The sequence below is a fragment of the Erythrobacter sp. JB1-7 genome (assembly GCF_057365015.1).
Genome location: NZ_CP200291.1, coordinates 616,634 through 637,229, shown reverse-complemented (window position 1 = coordinate 637,229; position 20,596 = coordinate 616,634). Strand labels below are relative to the sequence as shown.

18 protein-coding genes are annotated in these 20,596 nt (G+C 58.9%); 7 read left to right on the top strand and 11 right to left on the bottom strand.

Features of this window, described 5'->3' with window-relative positions; translation table 11 throughout:
• Positions 1–10 precede the first annotated feature (10 nt).
• Positions 11–1,540 (bottom strand): F0F1 ATP synthase subunit alpha, encoded by a 1,530-nt coding sequence (atpA, locus tag AC0V6W_RS03200; protein ID WP_486147082.1) that lies wholly within the window; start codon positions 1,538–1,540, stop codon positions 11–13.
• A gap of 12 nt (positions 1,541–1,552) precedes the next feature.
• Complete coding sequence (locus tag AC0V6W_RS03195; RefSeq protein WP_486147080.1) at positions 1,553–2,107, bottom strand: F0F1 ATP synthase subunit delta; 555 nt, start codon at positions 2,105–2,107, stop codon at positions 1,553–1,555.
• A gap of 238 nt (positions 2,108–2,345) precedes the next feature.
• On the opposite strand from AC0V6W_RS03195, the gene AC0V6W_RS03190 reads away from it, so the two are divergent.
• Positions 2,346–3,173, top strand: a complete 828-nt coding sequence (locus tag AC0V6W_RS03190) for a TauD/TfdA dioxygenase family protein (protein ID WP_486147078.1) — start codon at positions 2,346–2,348, stop codon at positions 3,171–3,173.
• Between the two features lie 22 nt (positions 3,174–3,195).
• On the opposite strand, the gene AC0V6W_RS03185 is transcribed toward AC0V6W_RS03190, so the two are convergent.
• A complete protein-coding gene (locus AC0V6W_RS03185) occupies positions 3,196–4,692 on the bottom strand; it encodes a S1 family peptidase (protein WP_486147076.1) in 1,497 nt (498 codons plus the stop codon).
• 106 nt (positions 4,693–4,798) lie between these two features.
• Positions 4,799–6,532 (bottom strand): trypsin-like peptidase domain-containing protein, encoded by a 1,734-nt coding sequence (locus tag AC0V6W_RS03180; RefSeq protein WP_486147074.1) that lies wholly within the window; start codon positions 6,530–6,532, stop codon positions 4,799–4,801.
• Positions 6,533–6,539: 7 nt separating this feature from the next.
• On the opposite strand from AC0V6W_RS03180, the gene AC0V6W_RS03175 reads away from it, so the two are divergent.
• Positions 6,540–7,604 (top strand): bifunctional transcriptional activator/DNA repair enzyme AdaA, encoded by a 1,065-nt coding sequence (locus tag AC0V6W_RS03175; protein ID WP_486147072.1) that lies wholly within the window; start codon positions 6,540–6,542, stop codon positions 7,602–7,604.
• Between the two features lie 11 nt (positions 7,605–7,615).
• On the opposite strand, the gene AC0V6W_RS03170 is transcribed toward AC0V6W_RS03175, so the two are convergent.
• The 3 genes from AC0V6W_RS03170 to AC0V6W_RS03160 form a co-directional block, all read right to left on the bottom strand.
• Positions 7,616–8,662, bottom strand: a complete 1,047-nt coding sequence (locus AC0V6W_RS03170; protein WP_486147070.1) for a fatty acid desaturase — start codon at positions 8,660–8,662, stop codon at positions 7,616–7,618.
• A 167-nt stretch (positions 8,663–8,829) separates the two neighbouring features.
• Entirely contained in the window at positions 8,830–9,615 is a 786-nt protein-coding gene (locus AC0V6W_RS03165; protein ID WP_486147068.1) for an SDR family NAD(P)-dependent oxidoreductase, read from the bottom strand.
• 9 nt (positions 9,616–9,624) lie between these two features.
• Positions 9,625–10,269 carry a glutathione S-transferase family protein gene (locus AC0V6W_RS03160; protein WP_486147066.1) on the bottom strand — a complete coding sequence of 215 codons (645 nt, stop codon included), beginning with the start codon at positions 10,267–10,269 and terminating at the stop codon, positions 9,625–9,627.
• 114 nt (positions 10,270–10,383) lie between these two features.
• On the opposite strand from AC0V6W_RS03160, the gene AC0V6W_RS03155 reads away from it, so the two are divergent.
• Positions 10,384–11,148 (top strand): siderophore-interacting protein, encoded by a 765-nt coding sequence (locus tag AC0V6W_RS03155; RefSeq protein ID WP_486147064.1) that lies wholly within the window; start codon positions 10,384–10,386, stop codon positions 11,146–11,148.
• A gap of 64 nt (positions 11,149–11,212) precedes the next feature.
• Here the strand turns inward: AC0V6W_RS03155 and AC0V6W_RS03150 are convergent, their stop codons facing one another.
• From AC0V6W_RS03150 to AC0V6W_RS03140, 3 genes are all read right to left on the bottom strand, one after another.
• Entirely contained in the window at positions 11,213–11,962 is a 750-nt protein-coding gene (locus tag AC0V6W_RS03150) for a hypothetical protein (protein WP_486147062.1), read from the bottom strand.
• A gap of 293 nt (positions 11,963–12,255) precedes the next feature.
• On the bottom strand, positions 12,256–13,833 hold the full coding sequence (locus tag AC0V6W_RS03145) for a cryptochrome/photolyase family protein (RefSeq protein ID WP_486151447.1): 1,578 nt from the start codon (positions 13,831–13,833) through the stop codon (positions 12,256–12,258).
• Positions 13,834–13,848: 15 nt separating this feature from the next.
• Entirely contained in the window at positions 13,849–16,029 is a 2,181-nt protein-coding gene (locus tag AC0V6W_RS03140) for a primosomal protein N' (protein ID WP_486147060.1), read from the bottom strand.
• A 56-nt stretch (positions 16,030–16,085) separates the two neighbouring features.
• Between AC0V6W_RS03140 and AC0V6W_RS03135 the strand changes: the two genes are divergently transcribed.
• Positions 16,086–16,790, top strand: a complete 705-nt coding sequence (locus AC0V6W_RS03135; RefSeq protein ID WP_486147058.1) for a DUF4197 domain-containing protein — start codon at positions 16,086–16,088, stop codon at positions 16,788–16,790.
• 16 nt (positions 16,791–16,806) lie between these two features.
• Here the strand turns inward: AC0V6W_RS03135 and AC0V6W_RS03130 are convergent, their stop codons facing one another.
• On the bottom strand, positions 16,807–17,484 hold the full coding sequence (locus tag AC0V6W_RS03130) for a DUF2490 domain-containing protein (RefSeq protein ID WP_486147056.1): 678 nt from the start codon (positions 17,482–17,484) through the stop codon (positions 16,807–16,809).
• Between the two features lie 183 nt (positions 17,485–17,667).
• Here AC0V6W_RS03130 and fsa point away from each other — a divergent pair, with 183 nt between their 5' ends.
• The 3 genes from fsa to AC0V6W_RS03115 are packed head-to-tail and all read left to right on the top strand — an operon-like array spanning position 17,668 to position 20,585.
• Positions 17,668–18,321, top strand: coding sequence for a fructose-6-phosphate aldolase (fsa, locus tag AC0V6W_RS03125; protein WP_486147054.1), 654 nt, complete (start codon positions 17,668–17,670; stop codon positions 18,319–18,321).
• 9 nt (positions 18,322–18,330) lie between these two features.
• Positions 18,331–20,175, top strand: a complete 1,845-nt coding sequence (gene cobT / locus AC0V6W_RS03120) for a cobaltochelatase subunit CobT (protein ID WP_486147052.1) — start codon at positions 18,331–18,333, stop codon at positions 20,173–20,175.
• Positions 20,172–20,585, top strand: a complete 414-nt coding sequence (locus tag AC0V6W_RS03115) for an SMI1/KNR4 family protein (protein WP_486147050.1) — start codon at positions 20,172–20,174, stop codon at positions 20,583–20,585. Before cobT ends, AC0V6W_RS03115 begins: the two co-directional genes overlap by 4 nt.
• Positions 20,586–20,596 lie beyond the last annotated feature (11 nt).

Here is a 20,596-nt window from a genome sequence, read left to right as displayed (position 1 = left end):
TCAGCCGTCCTTATGCAAACTGCTTGGCAAAAGCGTCGAGCGCGGCGACGGTGCGGTCTTTCACATCGCCTTCGAACTTGCCGCTGGAACGGATATCATCGAGGATCGCGCCGTGTTCGCTGCGGATGAAGGCAAGCATTTGCTCTTCATATTCGCCCACACGCTCCACCGCGACATCATCGATATAGCCATTGGTGCCGGCAAAGATCGACACGGTCTGCTCTTCAAACGGCATGGGCGAGAACTGGGCTTGTTTCAGCAGGTCAGTGAGGCGCGCACCGCGATTGAGCAGTTTTTGCGTCGCTGGATCGAGGTCAGATCCAAACTGCGCAAACGCCGCCATTTCGCGATATTGCGCAAGGTCCAGCTTCATTGAACCAGACACTTTCTTCATCGCTTTCGTCTGAGCAGCACCGCCCACGCGGGACACCGAGAGCCCGACGTTAATCGCAGGCCGGATGCCTTGATAGAACAGGTCCGTTTCAAGGAAGATCTGACCATCGGTGATCGAAATCACGTTGGTAGGGATATAGGCCGACACGTCGCCCGCCTGCGTTTCAATGATTGGCAGAGCCGTCAAAGAACCGCCGCCTTCGGATGTGTTCATTTTCGCCGCACGCTCAAGCAGGCGTGAGTGGAGATAAAAAACGTCGCCCGGATAGGCTTCACGGCCCGGAGGACGGCGCAGCAGCAGCGACATCTGGCGGTAAGCAACGGCTTGCTTAGACAAATCGTCATAAACGATCACGGCGTGCATGCCATTGTCGCGGAAAAATTCGCCCATCGCGCAGCCAGTGTAAGGCGCAAGATATTGCAGCGGTGCAGGCTCAGAAGCGGTCGCGGCGACAACGATGGAATATTCCATCGCGCCGTTCTCTTCCAACTGCTTCACGATCTGGGCAACGGTCGAACGCTTTTGGCCAACCGCGACATAGACGCAGTAAAGCTTTTTGCCTTCGTCATCGCCTTGATGTTCGTTTTTCTGGTTGATGAAGGTGTCAATTGCGACAGCGGTTTTGCCGGTCTGACGGTCACCAATGATAAGCTCGCGCTGACCGCGGCCCACAGGGACCAGCGCGTCAATCGCTTTGAGGCCGGTTTGCACAGGCTCGCTAACCGATTCGCGCGGGATGATGCCGGGCGCTTTCACTTCAACGCGGCTGCGCTGGGTTGTTGCGATGGGGCCTTTGCCGTCAATCGGATTGCCAAGCGCGTCAACCACGCGGCCCAGCAATTCCTTACCAACCGGAACGTCCACAATGGTTTCGGTCCGCTTGACGGTGTCGCCTTCTTTAATCTCAGCATCCGAGCCGAAAATCACGACGCCGACATTGTCCGCCTCAAGGTTCAGCGCCATGCCTTGCACGCCATTGGCAAACTCAACCATTTCACCAGCCTGCACTTTATCGAGGCCGTGAATACGGGCGATCCCGTCACCCACGCTCAAAACGGTGCCAACTTCGCTGACTTCGGCTTCACTGCCGAAATTGGCGATCTGGTCCTTGATGACCTTGGAGATTTCTGCTGCGCGGATTTCCATATGAATAGTCCTTTAGGCCTTCATTGCCTGGGATAGCGAGTTGAGACGAGTGCGGATCGAGGCATCAATGCGCTGCGATCCAATGGTAACGACGAGCCCGCCCAAAAGGTCAGGATCAACATCTGATGTAAGCATGACGGTGCGCCCTTCGCGCGCGGTCAGTTTGTCTTTAAGCGCGGATAGCTGCTTGGCCGACAATTTGTGCGCGCTGGTGACGCTGGCGGTCACTTCGCCGCGTTGACCCGCAGCAATCGTTTTGAACGCGCCGATCATGGCGGGCAGTGCGCTCAGCCGGCGATTGCTGGCGAGCACGCCCAGAAATTTCGTTGTCAGGTCCGACAATTTAAGATGCGACGCGATCCCCGCCACCGCTTGTCCTTGCTCAGCGCGGGACAATTGCGGATTGGTTGTCGCGGCGCGCAAATCATCGGATTCGCGCAAAGCGGTGCCGAGCGTATCAAGATCGCTCTCAACCGCTGTCACGGTTCCGTTTTCGGATGCCAATTCGAACAGGGCGGAGGCGTAACGCCCTGGCAGGCTTGCCTGAATACCGGCGGAATTATCCACGCGTTGATTGTCCTTTGCCGGAGCGTATGAAAAGGTCGAGTTACGTTTTGGCTGTGCGCAGACATAAAGCCTGCGTGCCAAATCTGGCGCGCGCCTAGCAAGGGAATGCAAAAGACGCAAGCGGGCTGGACAAGTTCACGCCCACCAAAACGGCCCCGCTGCCCGCGCAAAACTTGTCACCGCGCGAAATCTGCATCACAATGACACAAAATGGCAAAAGCCGCGGAGGGGATATACGATGAAAAAGACCGCTTTGGCACCCGAATGCGGGGTCGAGATCGAGGGGATTGCGCTGGCGAGTTGCAGCGATGAAGAGCTGCAACAAATCAAACATGCAATTTACGAACACGGCGTTGCGGTTTTTCGAAATCAGGAATTTACGCCCGAAGATCACATCACCTTTGGCCGCCGCTGGGGCGGGATGGATGTGAACAATTACTTCCCGCAGCAGGGCGATTATGACGAAATCTCGGTCGTCAAGAAAGAGCCGGCGCAAAACACCAATATTGGCGGCGCGTGGCACACCGATCATTCCTACGATCAGATCCCGGCCATGGGGTCTGTGCTGGTCGCGCGCGAGCTGCCTCCCAAAGGCGGCGATACGATGTGGGCGCATATGGGTGCGGCCTATGATGCGCTACCCGATGACTTGAAAGCGCGGATTGAGGGGTTGGAGGCGTTTCACACCGCTGACCATGTCTACAAAGAAGGCGGCCTTTATGCGCAAACCGACATGGGTGAGCATTTGCGCGGGCAGAACCTAAAGACAGGCGCAGTGCACCCTGTCGTGATCCGCCACCCGCAAACGGGGCGCAAGCTGCTTTATGTGAACACCGCTTTCACGATCAATTTCGTCGGCCAAACGCGCGAGGAAAGTCTGCCGCTTTTGAACGCGCTGTGCGATGCGGCTTTGACCGATACCAACCAGTGCCGCCTCCAATGGAAGCCGGGCACAGTGGCGATCTGGGACAACCGGACAAGCTGGCACAATGCGATCAACGATTACGCCGGTTACCGCCGCGAAATGCACCGCATCACTTTGTCAGGCGAAGCGATAGCGGCGTAACGCCTGCGCGCCGCCCAATCCGCTATCTGCTCTCACACGTGTAAACCAGCCGCTCATTGGGCTGGTCAGGCAGCTGCGCGAGCACCCCTTCCTGCATGTCTGCCAGTCTTTGTGAAGCATCGGGCGCGCCGCAGCTGGGCGGGGAATAGCTCATGCGGGCATCGCGCGCTTTTTGCCATTCGGTCTTGGGCAGCAGATACCGCTCATTGCGAAATTCGCCTTTGGCCAGATCAATCGTGGCGACGCGGACCATGTAATCTTCCTGCGGCACAAACACGCGGCGCCAAACGCCATCCACCGCCTGATATTGCGATTCGCCCCGGCACCCATCGGCGCGCCATTCAAATTCTTCGGTGCGTTTGGGGGCGGTGGTTATGCGACTGCGCTCGGTATCGAGTGTGCAGGTGAATTGGCCGGGTTGCAGCCCGCTAATCCCTTCTTCGTCGCTCCAATTGTCACCGCTTTGAGCCATTAGGCGATCATCCACATCATCAATGCTGGGCCGGGTTATCCAGCTAAAGACTGCGCCAATCGCAGCAAGGCCGCCAACCGCGCCAAAGACAATTGCGCGGTTCTTTCCGCCCTCGGCCTGCGAAGCCTGATAAGCAAGAGCGCCGCCACCAGCGGCCACCACCAGCAATATCGCGGCAAGCGCCATCATGTTTTCGCGCTCTTCCTGAATTTGCCGTTCGATGCGCCCGCGTTCTTGCGCTTCGGCTTCCTGTGCGGCGCGCAGCTCTTCATCTGCTTTGCGCTGCTCGATTGCGTTTCGCTCTTTTTCCTCTTCCTCGATCTCGGCAAGGGATCGGCACGGCAGATCGCTCGTTTTGGGCGACACATCATTGTTGCGCAGAAATGCGAGCGTTTCGGCGTTTGAAACCGCGAAAAAGAACTCGCCTTCGCTGGCGATGGAATTGGCGCCGAATGTGTTGACCCCGACAATCCGCCCGCATTCATCGAGCAGCGGGCCGCCTGAATTGCCCCGCGCAATCGCGGCGCTGTGCATCACAATGCGGACATCGCGCGTCACACGCTGCTGAGAAACGATCCCGCGCGTTATCGTCGGCTCACGCCCAGCGCCCAAAGTGTCATCGACCGCGCCGGGAAAACCAGCCGCGACAACATTGGCATTTTCCGAAGTGAAATTGCTGACAAATGTCAGGGGAGGAAGGCGCAGGCTTTTTGGTACTTCGAGCAAAGCGAGGTCGCGATTGCGGCTGTATGAGACAAGCCTTACGCGCGTCGGCTCGTCCCCTTTGGGCGGAATTATGCCGACATAGACATCGTTATATCGCGCCGCCCTCTCGATCACATGCGCATTGGTGACAAACTTGTCCTCGGCAACGGCAAAGCCTGTTCCGTGGCCGAGGGGGACAAACCGCCGGTTGGGCGTGATGGTGAAGGTAATCACGCGCACCACCCCGCGCGAGGCGGCATCAATATCCGCTTCGCTCGCGTTAATCGTGGCAGGCCAAAACGCGAGCGCTGCGACAAGAACAAGCCAAATCCGTTGAATCATTATGCCCCCCTGAAAGACATAGCTTTTCGCACCGCTAAATGCGCAGATCCTATTGATGCCTAAAAAATGCCTGATTTGTAAACAAACTCAAGGAGAATTATTGAAATTACTCTTCTAGCTCGGCAACCGCCGGATTGCCGGCCGTTTGTTTTGGCTCGCACGAATAGACCAGCCGTTCGTTTTCGCGCTCGGGCAATTTGGCGATGACGGCGGCTTGCTGTTCGCCGAGAAGCCGGGCGGCATCGGTCACCCCGCAGGATGGCGGCGAATATCCGCGCCGCGCCTCGCGCGCAGCGGCCATGGCGGCCCGGCCCAGCAGATAGCGGTCAGTGCGGAATGTGCGCGTTTCCGGATCGTAGGAATTGATCGAGACGGCTGCTTCGTCATTGGGTACGAACACCCGGCTCCATGTGCCGCTGTCCATGCCGTATTGCGTGCGGCCATTGACGCAGCCTGTGGCGGCCCAGTCAAACTCCACATCATCGGTGCGCGCACCTGTCACGCGGCTGCGTTCGGACACCAGAGTGCAGATCAGCGTGCCATCGCCCGCAGCGTTAAGATCGGGCGTTTGCGGACCATCCTCACCTGCATCGCCTGCGTCCAGAATTGCTGCCACCCGGTCTTCGATATCGCCCGAGGTTGGCCGCGATAGCCACACGAGCACGCAGGCGATAAACGCCGCCCCTGCAAGCCCTGCGGCCATGATCGAAAATTTGCGCGTGGCCTCAGATCCGCGCAATTGCGTGGCGGCAAAAGCAGCGGCAAGCCCAACGATCAGCAATAGCATCGTCATCGCAATCGCATTGTCGCGTTCATCCATGATGTCCATCTGCGCTTTGATCCAGGCCTGCTGGCGGGTTTCGCGCAAAGCCTCTTCGCGTGCGTCAATTTTCGCCTGCGCATCGGCGCGCTCTGCTTCGAACCGCGCCAGTTCTGCTGCATTGAGTTCATCAATGGAGCGGCAGGGCAGGGCGTTGGTGGCCGGTTCAATGTTGTTTTCGCGCAGGAACGGCAGCAATTCGCGCAAGGATACGGCAAAGTAAAATTCGGCATCCGATCCATCGGAATCCGCGCCAAACGAATTGACCCCCATCACTCTGCCGCAGCGATCCAGCAGCGGCCCGCCCGAATTGCCGCGTGCAATGGGCGCGGTGTGCAGGATCGTATCAAACTGGCGCGATGGCCGCTCGCCCGAGAGGAACCCCCGGCTTTTGACAGGTGGCTGAGCGTTGAAAATATCGCTGATCTCCAACCCTTGAGCCAGATCGACATTCATCGGATAGCCCACCGCCGATACCTCGCCCATATCCCCGCTGCTGGTGCCAGCGAATGTAAGCGGGGGCAGGCGCAGGCTGCCCTCAGCAATCTCGATCAGCGCCAGATCATTGCGCGGGCTGACCGCGATGGCTTTACCAAATGCGCCGGGTTCGCCCGCGCGCGCTTCCTCGCTTGGCACAATCCCGATGCGCAATGTGTCATCAAGGATCGCCTCGCGGATGACATGGGCATTGGTGACGATGATATTGGACGTGACGGCAAATCCGCTGCCGTGGGAGATGGGCATGACCTCATCACCGTCTTTGCCAATGATCACCACCCGCACAACGCCGCGCGCTGCGGCATCCACGTCGGCCTGATCGGCGGCGGCGGGCACGGCTGCAAGGGCGGCGAAAATGGCGAGCAGATAAGCGGCAAGACGGTGCAACATGATGCGTGCATGGCCCAGCGGCGCGGCGGCTGCAACCCGGCTTGTGCGCAGGCATGTCCCGCCGCTTGCAAAAGGCGCGAATGATTGAGCGCAAGCTTCGGGATGCGCATGGGCGGCAGCTGCGTTAAACACCCGCCCTATGCAGACAGAAACACCTTTAACCGATGATGATCGCTGGCGCATTGCGCTGGCCAAAGATCGCCGCTTTGATGGCGCGTTTGTGACAGGCGTTCATTCAACCGGCATTTATTGCCGCCCCAGCTGCCCTGCGCGCGCGCCTTTGCGCAAGAATGTGCGGTTCTATCCCGATTGGCAGCAGGCCGAAGCGGCGGGCCTGCGCGCATGCAAACGCTGCTCTCCCAAAACGCAGTCCGCAGAAGAAGCCTGCGTGCTCGCCGCGATTGCCGCAATCCGGGCGGACGGGGCAAAGACGCTGGATGAACTGGCGGACCTTACAGGCTATTCGCCGACGCATTTCCAGCGTCTGTTCAAACGCACCGTGGGCCTGTCGCCTGCCGGTTTCGCGCGCGCTTTGCGGCAGGAACGGGTGCGCGCATGTCTGGCGGATGGCGCCACAGTAAGCGGCGCGCTTTACGAAGCGGGCTATTCTGCGCCATCGCGGTTTTACGCTGAGGTAGAAGGACGATTGGGCATGGCTGCAAAAGAGGCAAGCACTGGGGGCGCAGGCGCGCGCATTCACTGGGATGTTATTGGCACCTCCTTGGGCGAAATGCTGGTCGCCGCGACTGACAAAGGCGTGTGCTGCTTAAGTTTTGGAGAAGGCGAAGAGCATTTGGCCGCGCGTTTCCCAAAAGCGGAACTTGTGCGCGCGGGCGAGAATTTTCGCGCTTTGTTTGATGAGGTTGTCGCAGCGGTCGAACAGCCGGGCAGCGACAATTCGCATATCCCGCTGGATGTGCGCGGCACGGCCTTTCAACAAAGGTGTTGGGAGGCGCTTCGCACGATCCCGCCGGGTGAAACCCGCAGCTATGGCGAGCAGGCCGCGATGCTTGGCAATCCCAAAGCCAGCCGCGCAGTGGGCAGTGCAAACGGCGCGAACTCCATCGCCGTGCTGATCCCCTGCCACCGCGTGGTGCCAGCCAGCGGCGGGGTAGGCGGGTATGCCTATGGGTCTGAGATAAAGCGCGAATTGCTGAGGCGCGAGGGCGTAAAGGGCGCGCGCGATCAGCCGGAGCTGTTCTAAGCATTCGCGGCCTAGTTGCCAGTTAAGGCCCCAGCGCGCTTGGCTTCCTTGAAGCTTACCAATTTGCGCTGGTTTTCATCCCATAATGTCAGGATCAGCGGGCGGATTGTCTGGCCAATTGTATAGCGGTTCAATTGCGCAAGGCCGGGATGGGATTTCAATGCCTCGGGCAGCCGATAAAACGGGATGCGGCTGGCGAGGTGGTGGACGTGGTGAATGCCGATATTGCCGGTAAACCAGCGCAGCCCCGCAGGCAGATCAAGATGCGTGCTGCCCAGCAAAGCAGCCTCATGAAAGGACCATGCATCTTTGCGGTCCCAATGCGCTTCTTCAAACTGGTGCTGGATATAAAACAGCCACACTCCGACAGAGGCAGCGAACAGCAGGACGGGCAGAAAAACCGCCAAAGTGGCCCCAATGCCGAATGCAAACATCAGCCCCACCAAAATCGCGCCCGTCACCGCATTGGTGGCCATCGCGCTGATCCAGTAAAGCGATCCCGCTTTCATAAGGCCAATAGGCAGGCGGTGGCGCAGCAGGAACAGATAAGCCGGCCCAAGCCCCAAGAGCACAATGGGATTGCGGTATAGCCGGTATCCAAACCGCCCCAACGCAGACAGGTTTTCATACTCAGCCACGGTCAGCGTATCGACATCGCCAACGCCGCGCGCATCCAGATTGCCCGTGCCTGCGTGATGGATCGCATGGCTGCGTTTCCACGGATCATAAGGCGTGAGCGTGAACACGCCCATCAACCGGCCCATCCAGTCATTGCCCGCGCGCGTCGCAAAAAACGCACCATGCCCGCAATCGTGCTGAATGATAAACAGGCGCAGCAGCAGCAGCCCCGCCAAAGGGAACAGCGCCAGCGCCGCCCAATACCCTGCCTCAACCGCAAACAGCATCGCGGCAAACACCGCCATAAACGGGATCAGAGTGATTGCGACTTCGATCAGGCTGCGCGCGGTGCGCGGATCGCGAAAGGCGTTGAGATCGCGCGTCAATTGCTTGGGATCAAGGCCGTGATCTTTCGGCGATCTGGCGCGAGGAGAAGGCACGTTAGCAGGAGACACGTTTGAAGAGGGCACGGGGATCCTTTGGTTTGGCTTGCTCCCAAGCGCTAGGGGGCTTGTATGGCAATGTCACGACATGAATGGGCCAAAGCTGCGGGAATAAGGGGCGAGGCGTGCCGGGCGCTCTCGTGCTCAAGTGTTTTTGCCCGCGCTCACGCGTTCTTTATCGTGAGCCCGCCATCCACTGGGATCACCGCGCCTGTCAAATAGCTCGCCGCTGGCAGGACAAGCGACAGCGTCATATTCGCGACTTCCTCTGGAATGCCATATCGGCGCAGGGGCACGCGGCGCTTGGCATAGATTTCCTTGTGCTCATCGGGGATCGCTTCGGTGATACCGGTCAGGATCGGGCCGGGGCAAATGCAATTGACGGTTATCCCATCGCGCCCCAAATCCACCGCCAGCCCGCGCGTAAGGCCGATCACCCCATGCTTTGCCGCGACATAGGGCGAATTGGTGGGCGTCGCGCCAAGCCCTTCGGTCGAGGCAATGTTGACGATGCGCGGATGCGCGCTTTGCCGCAAAAATGGCATGGCCGCGCGGATAATGCGCTGCTGCGCGGTGAGCATCCCATCGAGGCTTTTGCTCCACGCGTCTGGATAGCTGTCATCCTCAATCGTGCTGGGGACCGAAAAGCCCGCATTGTTGATAATGATATCCAGCCCGCCAAGAGCGCGGGCAATCTCGGGGACACGCGCCGCGATTGTATCAGCGCTCAGCACATCAAGCGCCCAGCTTTTGGCCGAGCCGGGATAGCCAGCCGCTTCAATCTCCGCGCACACCGCCTCGCATTTGGCCGCATCCAGATCGGTCACCGCGACATGCGCCCCTTCGCTTGCAAACAAATGCGCGGTTGCCCGCCCCATGCCACTGGCTGCGCCTGTGATGAGCGCTTTATGGCCAGCGATGGACCGGCTGAGGGGCTCGTAAGCTTTCACCGCGCCGCCTCAATCAAGCTTGGGCGGAAAGCCTGGCTCTGCCTTGGCCATCGCCGCCTGATACGCATCGCGCGCGCCGATGCGTTTGAGGTACGCTTTAAGGTTCGGCATGCCTTCAATGCTCATATCGTTGAACGCGCGCGCCGTGGTCAGCGAAAAGCCGAGCATGATGTCAGCGGTGGAGAAATTCGCGCCTCCAAAATAATCCGCCTCACCAAGGCCAGCCTCAATCGCGGCCCAGGCATTGGTGATCCTTTTCGCCAGCGGCGGCGGCATCTCAGCGCCAACCGCGTTCACCGCAATGCTCATCATGCCGTTCGTCATCAAAGTCGCATTGGCAAAGTGATACCAATACAGATGCCGCGCAAAATCGGGGCTGTCAGGGCCGGGCACCAGATGCGTGTCCGGCGCGTATTTGCCCACAATGTAATCCATGATCGCGCCGCTTTCGCCCAGCACCAGGCGTTGTCCGTCTTTGGCATCAGTAATAACCGGCGCAATCTCCATCGGATGGATCGCTTTCAATTCAGGCGGGGCGAGGCGTGTTTCGGGATCGCGGTTGTAGAGTTTGAGATCATATTCCAGCCCCAGCTCCTCACACAGCCAGACAATACGTTCCGATTGCGAAATGCGCAGGTGGTGGATGGTGAGCATAGGGCGCGGTCCTTTGATTAAGCGTTCCGCCACCCTTCGCGCGCTGCCGCTGTCATGTCGAGAAATTTCGCGCGCCCGCTTGAATTGCGAGCCATTCGCATTAGTTCACACGGCATGGCTCAGGTTTTCTGCGATCTCACCGTGCTGGATAGCCAGCGCATTTCCCCCAGCATGCATCAGGTGACGATCGGCGGGGCTGACCTTGACCAGTTTCCAGCGGAGCATGAAGGCGGATACTTCAAGCTTATCCTTGAACCCGCCAGCGACACGCGGCGCAAGCCCTTGATGCGCACTTACACCATTCGCCGCCAGCGCCCGCGCGAACTGGACGTGCTGTTCGCGCTGCATGGCGGCAATGCGGCAGGCCCGGCGACGACATGGGCGCTGGAAGCGAAACCGGGCGACGCAATAAGGATAAGAGGGGTGGGCGCGCCCAAGCCTTTACAGGCTGGTTTCGACTTTTATCTGGTGGCAGGCGACATGGCGGCACTTCCCGCGATCACTGCCAATCTGGAAGCGATGGACCGATCTGCGCGCGGCGTTGCGGTGCTTGAAATACAGCATGAAGATGATGCGATGGCGATTGATGCACCCGAAGGGGTGGAGCTGCGCCATATCGTCAATCCGCTGCCCGGCACGCGGCCCGATCTGCTGGCGGATGCGGTGCGCGCGGTTAAGCGGCCTGCGGGATCGCTTTATGCATGGGCGGCCTGCGAATTTTCAGGGATGCGGCAATTGCGCGCATTTCTGCGGGATGATCTGGGTTTGACTCCGCGTGAGCTTTATATCTCAAGCTATTGGAAACACGGCCTTTCCGAAACCGAGTATAAAGTCGTCAAACGCGAAGATGCCGAAGCGGAAAGCGCGCCCATCGGCTGATGGTAAGCCTGAGAGAAGAAAGCCCACCGCTTTCCCTCTCAGAATTTGCCGGATGGCGCCGCGTTTAAGGCGTGACCGGACCTTCGCTGCGCAAATCGCGCAAGGCAGCCGCCGCCGCATCGAGCGCGGTGATGGCCTGTCCCAAACGATCTTCTTCCTCGGGCGCTGAGGCGGTTGGCTCAGCGGCGGCTTCAACCGCGACGGTCTCCAGCGGTTCAGGCGCGCTCGCCGGCAAAGCGTTTTGCGCGGTGTAGGTTGGGATGCCATCGACAATTTCGGGTGCTTGTTCGCCTGAAACCGGAGCAGGAGCGGGCGCGGAAAACGCGGCATTGCCTTCTGGCACGATGCAGGCATTGATCGCGCGATTGGTCACCAGTTTGGACAAGGTTTCCATCTCATCATCATCCGCGCGGCCCGCCAGTTTGATGAAGGATTTCACATCCTCGCATTGTTCGCGGCTGGGCTGGATGTTCGAATGGTAATTGCTGATCCGGGTTTCGTATCTGTCAAAGGCCAATTGCCCCTGCCGATCTCCATAACGGCCAACCATATCGGCCATCACCTGATCGCCGTGATAGGTCAGCTCCTGCCCGCGCGCATCGAGCAATTGGCCATATTTGCGCAAAGTCGCAGGCGAGGCGGCGCGGCATTTCAGCGCATTGACCATCAGCATAATCCGCAAGTCGTGGATGCGCGCCGATTGCATCGCGGTTTCGTCAAAGCATGGGAAGTTTGCGGCATTGGCGGGCGCGCACAGGCCGCAAAGAGCGGCTGCGACCAGGCCAATTCCTGTTCGGTTAAGCAACGAGGACATGATGTTACTCCTACTGTTTTCAGGTGGGTAGAGTAGGAGCGCTCCGCGAAGAATATTACCACATAAGCCTAAGTGCGGAAACAAGCGTGTTGCGCATGCAGATTTTAAGAAATTCCCGGAAAGCCGATGATTTGGCTGAATGCTGGATTTACGCCCTGTCAGCCGATTGTCAGGTGCGCGCGGCAAAGCGTTTCGCTCCTGCTGTAAGCTGCGCCGAGTCGCATGCAAAAGGCGGCTAAAATGGCATTCGTCTAGCAGTATAAGCGGTTAGTCTGTTGCCGACTCAATTCCGCTTATTCCTCATCACCTTGCGCTCGCGCCCAGCCGGGCTGTGCCGGTTCAAGGCTTTCCAGAAACGCATCGGCGCTTTCAAGATAATCGCGCTTCTTTTCATCGCCCATCCGGTCCCATGTCGCATAAATGCGGCCAATGCGGTGATTGCTGGACAGCTTGTCCCGGTGGCGGTCCATAAAATGCCAATAGAGCGGGTTGAACGGGCAGGCGTCTTCGCCCGTTTTCTGGCTCACTTTATAGCGGCATTCTTTGCAGTAATCGGACATCTTGTTGATGTAATTGCCGCTTGCTGCATAGGGTTTTGTCGCGAGTTTCCCGCCATCAGCATACAAGATCATGCCCGAAACATTGGGCAATTCCACCCACTCAAACGCATCGGCATAAACCGCCAGATACCAGTCCTGCACATCGGCTGGATCAATCCCGGCGAGAAGACAGAAATTGCCCAGCACCATCAGCCGCTGGATATGGTGCGCATGCGCGTTGTTATGGGTTGATCGGATACAATCAGACAGGCAGCGCATATCGGTATCGCCCGTCCAGAAAAATTCGGGCAGGGGGCGTGCCGCCTCCAGCTGATTGTCGGTTTGCAGCCCCGGCATAAAGTGCCAGTAAAACCCGCGCACATATTCGCGCCAGCCAATGATCTGGCGAATGAACCCTTCGACCGAATTCAATGGCGCTTTGCCGTCATTATACGCTTGCTCGGCGCGCTGGCACAGCTCCAGCGGATCAAGCAGCCCGATATTGATGCTGGTTGAAAGCATGGAGTGATAAAGGTCATCCGACCCGAAGACCATCGCGTCCTGATAGGGTCCGAAATTCTCGATCCGCTCGGCAAAGAATGCATCGGCGGCTTTCTCTGCCTCATCGCGGGTGACGGGCCATTCAAACGGATCGAGCTGGCCGAAATGGTCTGCAAATTTCGCCTCGACCAATTCAATTACTTCGCGCGTGATATCGTCGTGCGTGAATTTGGGGACTTTGGGAACGAAAAGGTCCGCTTCCAATGCCTCGCGGTTTTCCGCGTCATAATTCCATTTGCCGCCAACCGGTTTGCCATCGTCCTCCATGAGAAGCCCGGTGTCCTTGCGCATTTCGCGGTAGAAATGCTCCATGGTGAGAGCTTTGCGGTCCTCTGCCCAGTCGCGGAATTTTGCGTGGTCACATAAGAACCGGTCATCGGGCAGGATTTGGGCAGGGCAGGGAAACTTGTCCGCCCACTCCTCGATGGCGCGCTGAACCCGCCATTCGCTGGCTTCGGTCACATGAATTTCGCGAGGGGAATGGCGTTCTACCGCGCGTGCAACCTCGCCTGTAAAGCTGCCAGCATTATCGGGATCATCGAGTTTGACATAGTCAACGCTCCACCCAGCATCGCTGAGTTCAGCGGCGAAATGACGCATGGCCGAAAAGATCAGGACGATCTTCTGCTTGTGATGTTTGACATAAGTCGCCTCGTCCCAAACCTCCATCATCAGGATGACCGTGTCATCCTTGGCGCGGCCTCTCAAAGAGGACAAAGTGCGGGTAAGCTGATCGCCCAGAACGGGCACGAGGATCGGGTTTTTGGCCATGGTCATCCAGCTACGTCACACGAAGGAATACGGATCAATATCAATCCCCACGCGCACGCCGGGGGCGAACTGGATATTGCCAGTCCAGTGGTTGAGCACTTGCTGCAAATTCGCGCTGCGCTTTGCATTCACAAGGAAGCGATAGCGGTATCTTCCGCGCAGCAAAGCCATAGGGGCAGGGGCAGGGCCAAGGATATAAAGGTCTTCCCGCTTTGGCCGCGTGTCGCCCAGCCGGTTTGCGGCCTCGCGCGCTTCTTTATCGTCTTCGGAAGAGATAATGATGGCGGCCCAGCGCCCGAATGGCGGCGCGCCTGCATCGCGGCGCGCATCAGTTTCAGCCGCGTAGAATGCGTCGCGGTCCCCATTGGCAAGTGCAGCGATAACGGGCGCATCGGGATGGCGCGTCTGGATGAGGACCTCGCCCGGTTTCGCCCCGCGCCCGGCGCGCCCGGCAACTTGGGCAACCTGGCTGTAAGTGCGTTCCGCCGCGCGCAAATCGCCCCCTTCAAGGCCAAGGTCCGCATCAACCACGCCCACCAATGTCAGCTCTGGAAAGTGGAAGCCCTTGGTCACCAATTGCGTGCCGACGATGATATCAATCGCTTTGGCTTCGGCCTTAGCGATGAACTCAGCCGCTTTTTCCGGATTGCCCAATGTGTCCGATGTGGCCACCGCGATGCGCGCTTCGGGGAAGAGCTTTGCGACCTCGTCTGCGATGCGTTCCACACCGGGGCCGCAGGCGACCATGCAATCCGGTTCTGAGCATTCCGGGCATTCTTTGGGCACCTGCGTTTCAAATCCGCAATGATGGCAGGACAGCCGCGCAGACAGCCGGTGTTCAACCAGCCACGCGCTGCAATGCGGGCATTGGAAACGGTGCCCGCAATTGCGGCACAAAGTCAGCGGAGCATAGCCGCGCCGGTTGAGGAACAGCAAAGATTGCTCGCCCTTTTCCAGCCGCGCTGCCAGCCCATTAATCACCGGTTTGGACAGCCATTGGCCATTGCCCGGTTTCTCAATCGTCAGATCGACCAGTTGGATATCGGGCAATTGCGCACCGCCAAATCGGCTGGGCAGATCAAGCTTTTCGTAAATGCCTGTGCTGGCCATATGCAGGCTTTCCAGAGCAGGCGTCGCGCTGGCGAGCACCACCGGAATTTTCTCAAACCGCGCGCGCATCACGGAAACATCGCGCGCATTATAGCGCACGCCGTCATCCTGCTTGAAGCTGACCTCATGCGCTTCATCCACCACGATCAGGCCAAGATCGGCATAGGGCAGGAACAAGGCTGAACGCGCACCGACGATCACTTGCGCGCCGCCATCTGCCGGACCATTGGCAATCGCGCGCCACGCCCGCCTGCGCTCTGTCGATTTAAGCGAGGAATGCCACAGGACAGGGGCGCTGCCAAAGCGCTGTTCAAACCGGGTGAGGAAATTTTCGGTCAGCGCGATTTCCGGCAGCAGGACGAGAACCTGACGCCCTGCGCGGATCGCCTGCGCCACCGGTTCGAAATAGGTTTCTGTCTTGCCCGACCCCGTGACCCCATCAAGCAGGAAGGGAGCAAAATCGCGCGCTTTTACCGCCTCGACAATTCGGCCTGCGACGCGCGCTTGATCATCGGACAATTCGGGTAGGTGAAAATCGGGCTGGGCAGGCGGGTAGGGGCGGTCAATGGCAACCTCGACAGGCTCTATCACGCCCTGGTTCACCAATCCGCGCAGCACCCCTGCTGACACGCCAGCAATCTCGGAAAGCTCGCGCAAAATGCCCTGTTCGCCGCTGAGCAATTCCATTGCCGCTTCGCGCTGCGGGGTCATGCGGTCGGGCATCGCGCCATTGACCAGCCTGTACTCTGTCGTCGTGGTCGGCCCGCCCAAAGCGCCGCCGCTCGACAAAACCATGCGCGCGACGCTGGCGAGATTGGCGCAGTAATAATGCGCGGTCCATTCAATCAGCCGCCGCAAGGGTTCCGCAATCGGCGGCACATCAATAATCTCACGAAGCGCGCGCAATTTCTCCGCTGGCACCTCTGCACCGGGCAATCGCCCTTCGTCCCAAACGATCCCGGTCACCGTGCGCGGGCCAAGCGGCGCGATCACCACGCTGCCTACAGGAATGGTTTTGCCTTCTGGCACCTTGTAATCGAGCACGCCAAGTGCTGCATTAAGGACAAGAAGACGGACGCGTTGCATGATTGCATCCCTTATGGGTTGGCACATGGCCTGTTCGCAAGGTGAGAGGGGAAACTATGAACGAATTGCCACAGGCATTGCGCAATCCATCGCATCGGCGCGGGGTTTTGAAAGCGGGGCTTTTGGGCGCAGCGGCATTGGCTGTGCCAGCCTGTTCAACGCTGCCCGGTTTCAGCCTGGTTGATGCAGTGCGCCGGCTTTTGCTGCTATCAAGCGAAAACGCCTTTGCGCGCCTTACCGCGGATGGCGGGTTCTGGGATGAGCAGGTTGCGCGGCTGGGCGTGGATCAATTGTTGGGCCTTTCGGGGCGGTCGCTGTCCGGAGTGCTCACATCAGCGCTGTTCAAATCGCGGCTGGAGGATGCATTTGCCGATATCGCCGTAAAGGGCTCGCAAAAAGCAGCCCCGCTGGTGGTGGATGCGGTGCGTACAATCGGTATTGAGAACGCCGCCGCGATCATCGGCGGCGGGCCAACAGCGGCAACCGGGTTCCTGCGCGGCGAATTTGGCGATGGCCTGGTAGAGGCTCTGGTGCCCGAATTGGGCGATGCGATTGCCATTGCGAACGAACCGCTGGTGCGCGATCTTATCAATCAAGTGTCCGGGGTGGATGCAGGCGGCATTGCCGCGCGCCTGTCGGGCAGTCTTAGTGAAGCGATCTGGCAAGAAATAGGGACCGAGGAAGCGGCCATCCGCGCCGATCCCGGTGCGACAGGCGATCCCCTGCTGATCGGCGTTTTGGGCGCGGGCCGCGCATTCTAGCCCGTCTTGGCAAACCTTAGAACCGCGCGGTGATACCGATATTGGCGATGTGCTGCACCCGGTCTTCCCCATCGCGGAACACATATTGATTGAGATAGCCGGGCGTTAAGGTGACCTGCTGTGTGATCGGCACCGATACGCCTGCAAAATTGCGCCAAACGGTCAGCCCTTCGCCATTATTGGCGACATCGTTGAGGCCGATAAATGGCTCTGAATACAGCACAAGATTGTTGTTCTCGCTTACCGGCACGGTCAATTGCACCAGATTGCGATAACGCCATCCGGTCACATTGCTTTCCTCAAAAGTGCGCTGCTCAAGCCGATTGCGCGAGGTCAGTTTCACCCCGTCGCGATTGAACACAGTGACATTGAGCTCCTGATAAAAGCGGTGCTCGTTCACCTCGGCAGGGCCAATCGGATCGGTCAGGATATAAGCATAACCGCCGCCAATATTCACATCCTTGTTGATGCGATATCCGATAAAACTGCGGAGCAAAAGCTGGCCGAGCCTGTCTGCATCATCGGTAAAGCGTTCTTGCGCTTCGCCGCGCACATACCAATCGCCATCCTTGTCCAGATCGACGAAGATAAACTGCCCGCCCCAGATGTTGAAATCATCCTCGGTGGCGGCGGCAGGGGCGGCAATGACGCCAAGCAAAGCAGCCATGGCGGCAAAGGGGGCAAGCAAACGCATGAAAATCTCCGGCGGCGCAAACACCGCGCTATTGGCAAAAGTTCTGGTAGCAAGAATGGGAAAGCGCCCGCGAGGTTCCACACAATCGCACAAGAACCCATCGGCGCATCTGGCCTCTTACCAGTAGCTATGCCATCGCTTGCCGACACCGAATCAAACGAAAGATTACAGGGACGAGCGCGCATGAAATTCTTTGTCGACACAGCCGAGATTGAACCGATCAAGGATCTGGCCGCAACAGGCTTGCTCGATGGGGTCACCACTAATCCGTCGCTGATCGCCAAATCGGGCCGCGATTTTATGGAAGTGACCAAGGAAATCTGCGGGATTGTCGATGGCCCGGTCAGCGCCGAAGTGGTCGCTCTTGATCATGCGACTATGATGAAAGAAGCGGAAATCCTGCGCAAAATCGCGGACAATGTCTGCATCAAAGTGCCGCTGACGGTGGACGGCCTCAAAACCTGCAAAGCGCTCACATCCGAAGGCACAATGGTCAATGTGACGCTCTGCTTCTCAGCCAATCAGGCGCTGCTGGCAGCGAAAGCAGGCGCGACATTTATCTCTCCATTTGTGGGCCGCCATGATGACAACGGCACGGACGGGATGGACCTGATCGAGGATATTCGCCTGATCTATGACAACTACGCGTTTGAAACCGAAATCCTTGTGGCCAGTGTGCGCCACGTCACCCATGTGCTTGCCTCTGCGAAAATCGGTGCCGATGTGATGACGGCGCCGCCCAAAGTGATCCACTCGCTGTTCAACCATGTCCTGACAGATAAGGGGATTGAGGGTTTTCTCGCCGACTGGGAAAAGACCGGGCAATCCATCCTGTAAAGCGAGCATATGTCCGAAGAATCCCCTCTCGATCTGTTCAAGCAAGCGCTCACCGGCGCCAGCCGCGCTATTGCGCGCGATGAAGAGGTGGAAGTAGCCTGGAGCGCGGATGTGCCGGGCGCATCGGGCAACAGGTTCCGTGTGCCATTGCCGGCGCGCGATTTGCCAGCGGAACAAGTAAGCGAAGCGCGCGGATTTGCGGACAGTTTCTCGTTAAAATTGCGCCATCATGACGCAGGGCTGCACGCGGTGAACGCGCCGCCGGAACCGGTTGCTCGCGCCTGTTATGATGCGGTGGAACTGGTGCGGTACGAGGCGCTTGGCTCCAACAGTTTTGCCGGAATGGCAGACAATCTGGATGCCGCGCAATCGGTGCGTCTCACCACCGATCCCATCGTTCGCGCGCAAAAGGCGGACGAGGTGCCTTTGCAAGGCGCGCTTGCCCTGATGCTGCGCGAAAAGCTGACCGGCCAGCCGATCCCCGATGCCGCCAAAGCGGGTGTTTCCATGGTCCGCGACTGGATCGAGGAGACCGTGGGTGAAGGGCTTGAGAGCCTCGTTGACAGCGCCTCTGACCAACAAGCATTCCAGGACCTCGCGCTCGATTTGCTGCGCGATCTGGACCTTACCCGTCCCACCGATGCCCCTGACGAAGCCGACAATGATGACGGCGACGAAGATGACGGTTCCGAAGACGAACAATCCGGTGATGAACAGCAGGAAGGCGACGCCGATCCGCAATCCGCCGAAACCGCAGGCGAAATGGCCGAGGGTGAAGGCGAAGGCGATGCTGACGGCGAAATGGCCGCCGAAGAGGAGATGCAGGACGGCGAACCGGGCGAGGAAGGCGATGCCTCTAACGCCCCCGTCCGCCCCAATCGCCCTGCCGCCGATATTCCCGATGGCTTGGAATATCAGGCCTTTACCACCCGCTTTGACGAAGAGATCGCAGCGCCAGAATTGTGCGATGCAGAGGAGCTGGACCGCCTTCGCGCTTATCTCGACAGCCAGCTGACCGGGCTGCAAGGCGTGGTGACGCGTCTGGCGAACCGCCTGCAACGCCGATTGATGGCGCAGCAGAACCGCAGCTGGGACTTCGATCAGGAAGAAGGCGTTCTGGATGCCGCGCGCCTAAGCCGCGTAATCGTCTCGCCCGGCACGGCTTTGAGTTACAAGGTTGAGCGCGATGTTGAGTTCAAAGACACCATCGTCACGCTGCTGATCGACAATTCTGGCTCAATGCGCGGGCGGCCCATTTCCATCGCCGCGATCAGCGCCGACATCCTTGCGCGCACGCTGGAACGCTGCGGAGTGAAGACCGAAATCCTCGGCTTTACAACGCGCGCATGGAAAGGCGGGCAATCGCGCGAGGCTTGGCTGGCCGATGGCAAACCGCAGGGGCCGGGGCGGCTCAATGATCTTCGCCATATCCTCTACAAACAGGCTGACGAGCCATGGCGGCGCGCGCGCCGCAATCTCGGCCTGATGATGCGCGAGGGATTGCTCAAAGAAAACATCGACGGCGAGGCGCTGCTATGGGCGCATTCCCGCCTGATCCACCGCCCCGAAGAACGCCGCATCCTGATGGTGATCTCTGACGGTGCGCCAGTGGATGACAGTACATTGTCGGTGAACTCGGCAGGGTACTTGGAAGCGCACCTGCGCGGGGTGATCGAATGGATCGAAAACGTCAGCCCCGTGCAACTCGTCGCCATCGGCATCGGCCACGATGTGACGCGCTATTACAGACGCGCGGTGACGATCATGGATGTCGAGCAATTGGGCGGCACGATCATGGAGCAGCTCGCGGAGTTGTTTGAGGATGAGAAGGGCGGCGCAAGGGGGCGGCGGTGAGCATACTTGCAAATCGTGACTGGGCTGGTGGTCCCGGTGCTTCGGAAGAATCGATAAGGCGATTGATCGAGATGGCTCCGAAGCAATTGCCGGAGAGTTACCTTGATCTTCTCAAATTTTCCGATGGAGGGGAGGGGCCTATGCCCATTGCCCCTTGGAATGTCTGTCTGGATCCCGTGAAGGCAGTCATAGACCTTGAGCAAGAAGGTTCTCTGAAAGAACACTTTCCCGATCTGTTTGTCATCGGCGGAGATGGCGGCGGCGAAGCGATTGCTTTGGACCTTCGTTTTGTGGGTCGCATGCCGGTCGTTACATACGACATGTGCAACTCGGACCTCAACGAAAGCGTTGTTGAACTTGCCGAGAGCTTTGACGAATTCTTGCCGTTGATTGGAGTCGAAGAACAATGAACGCAACCCAA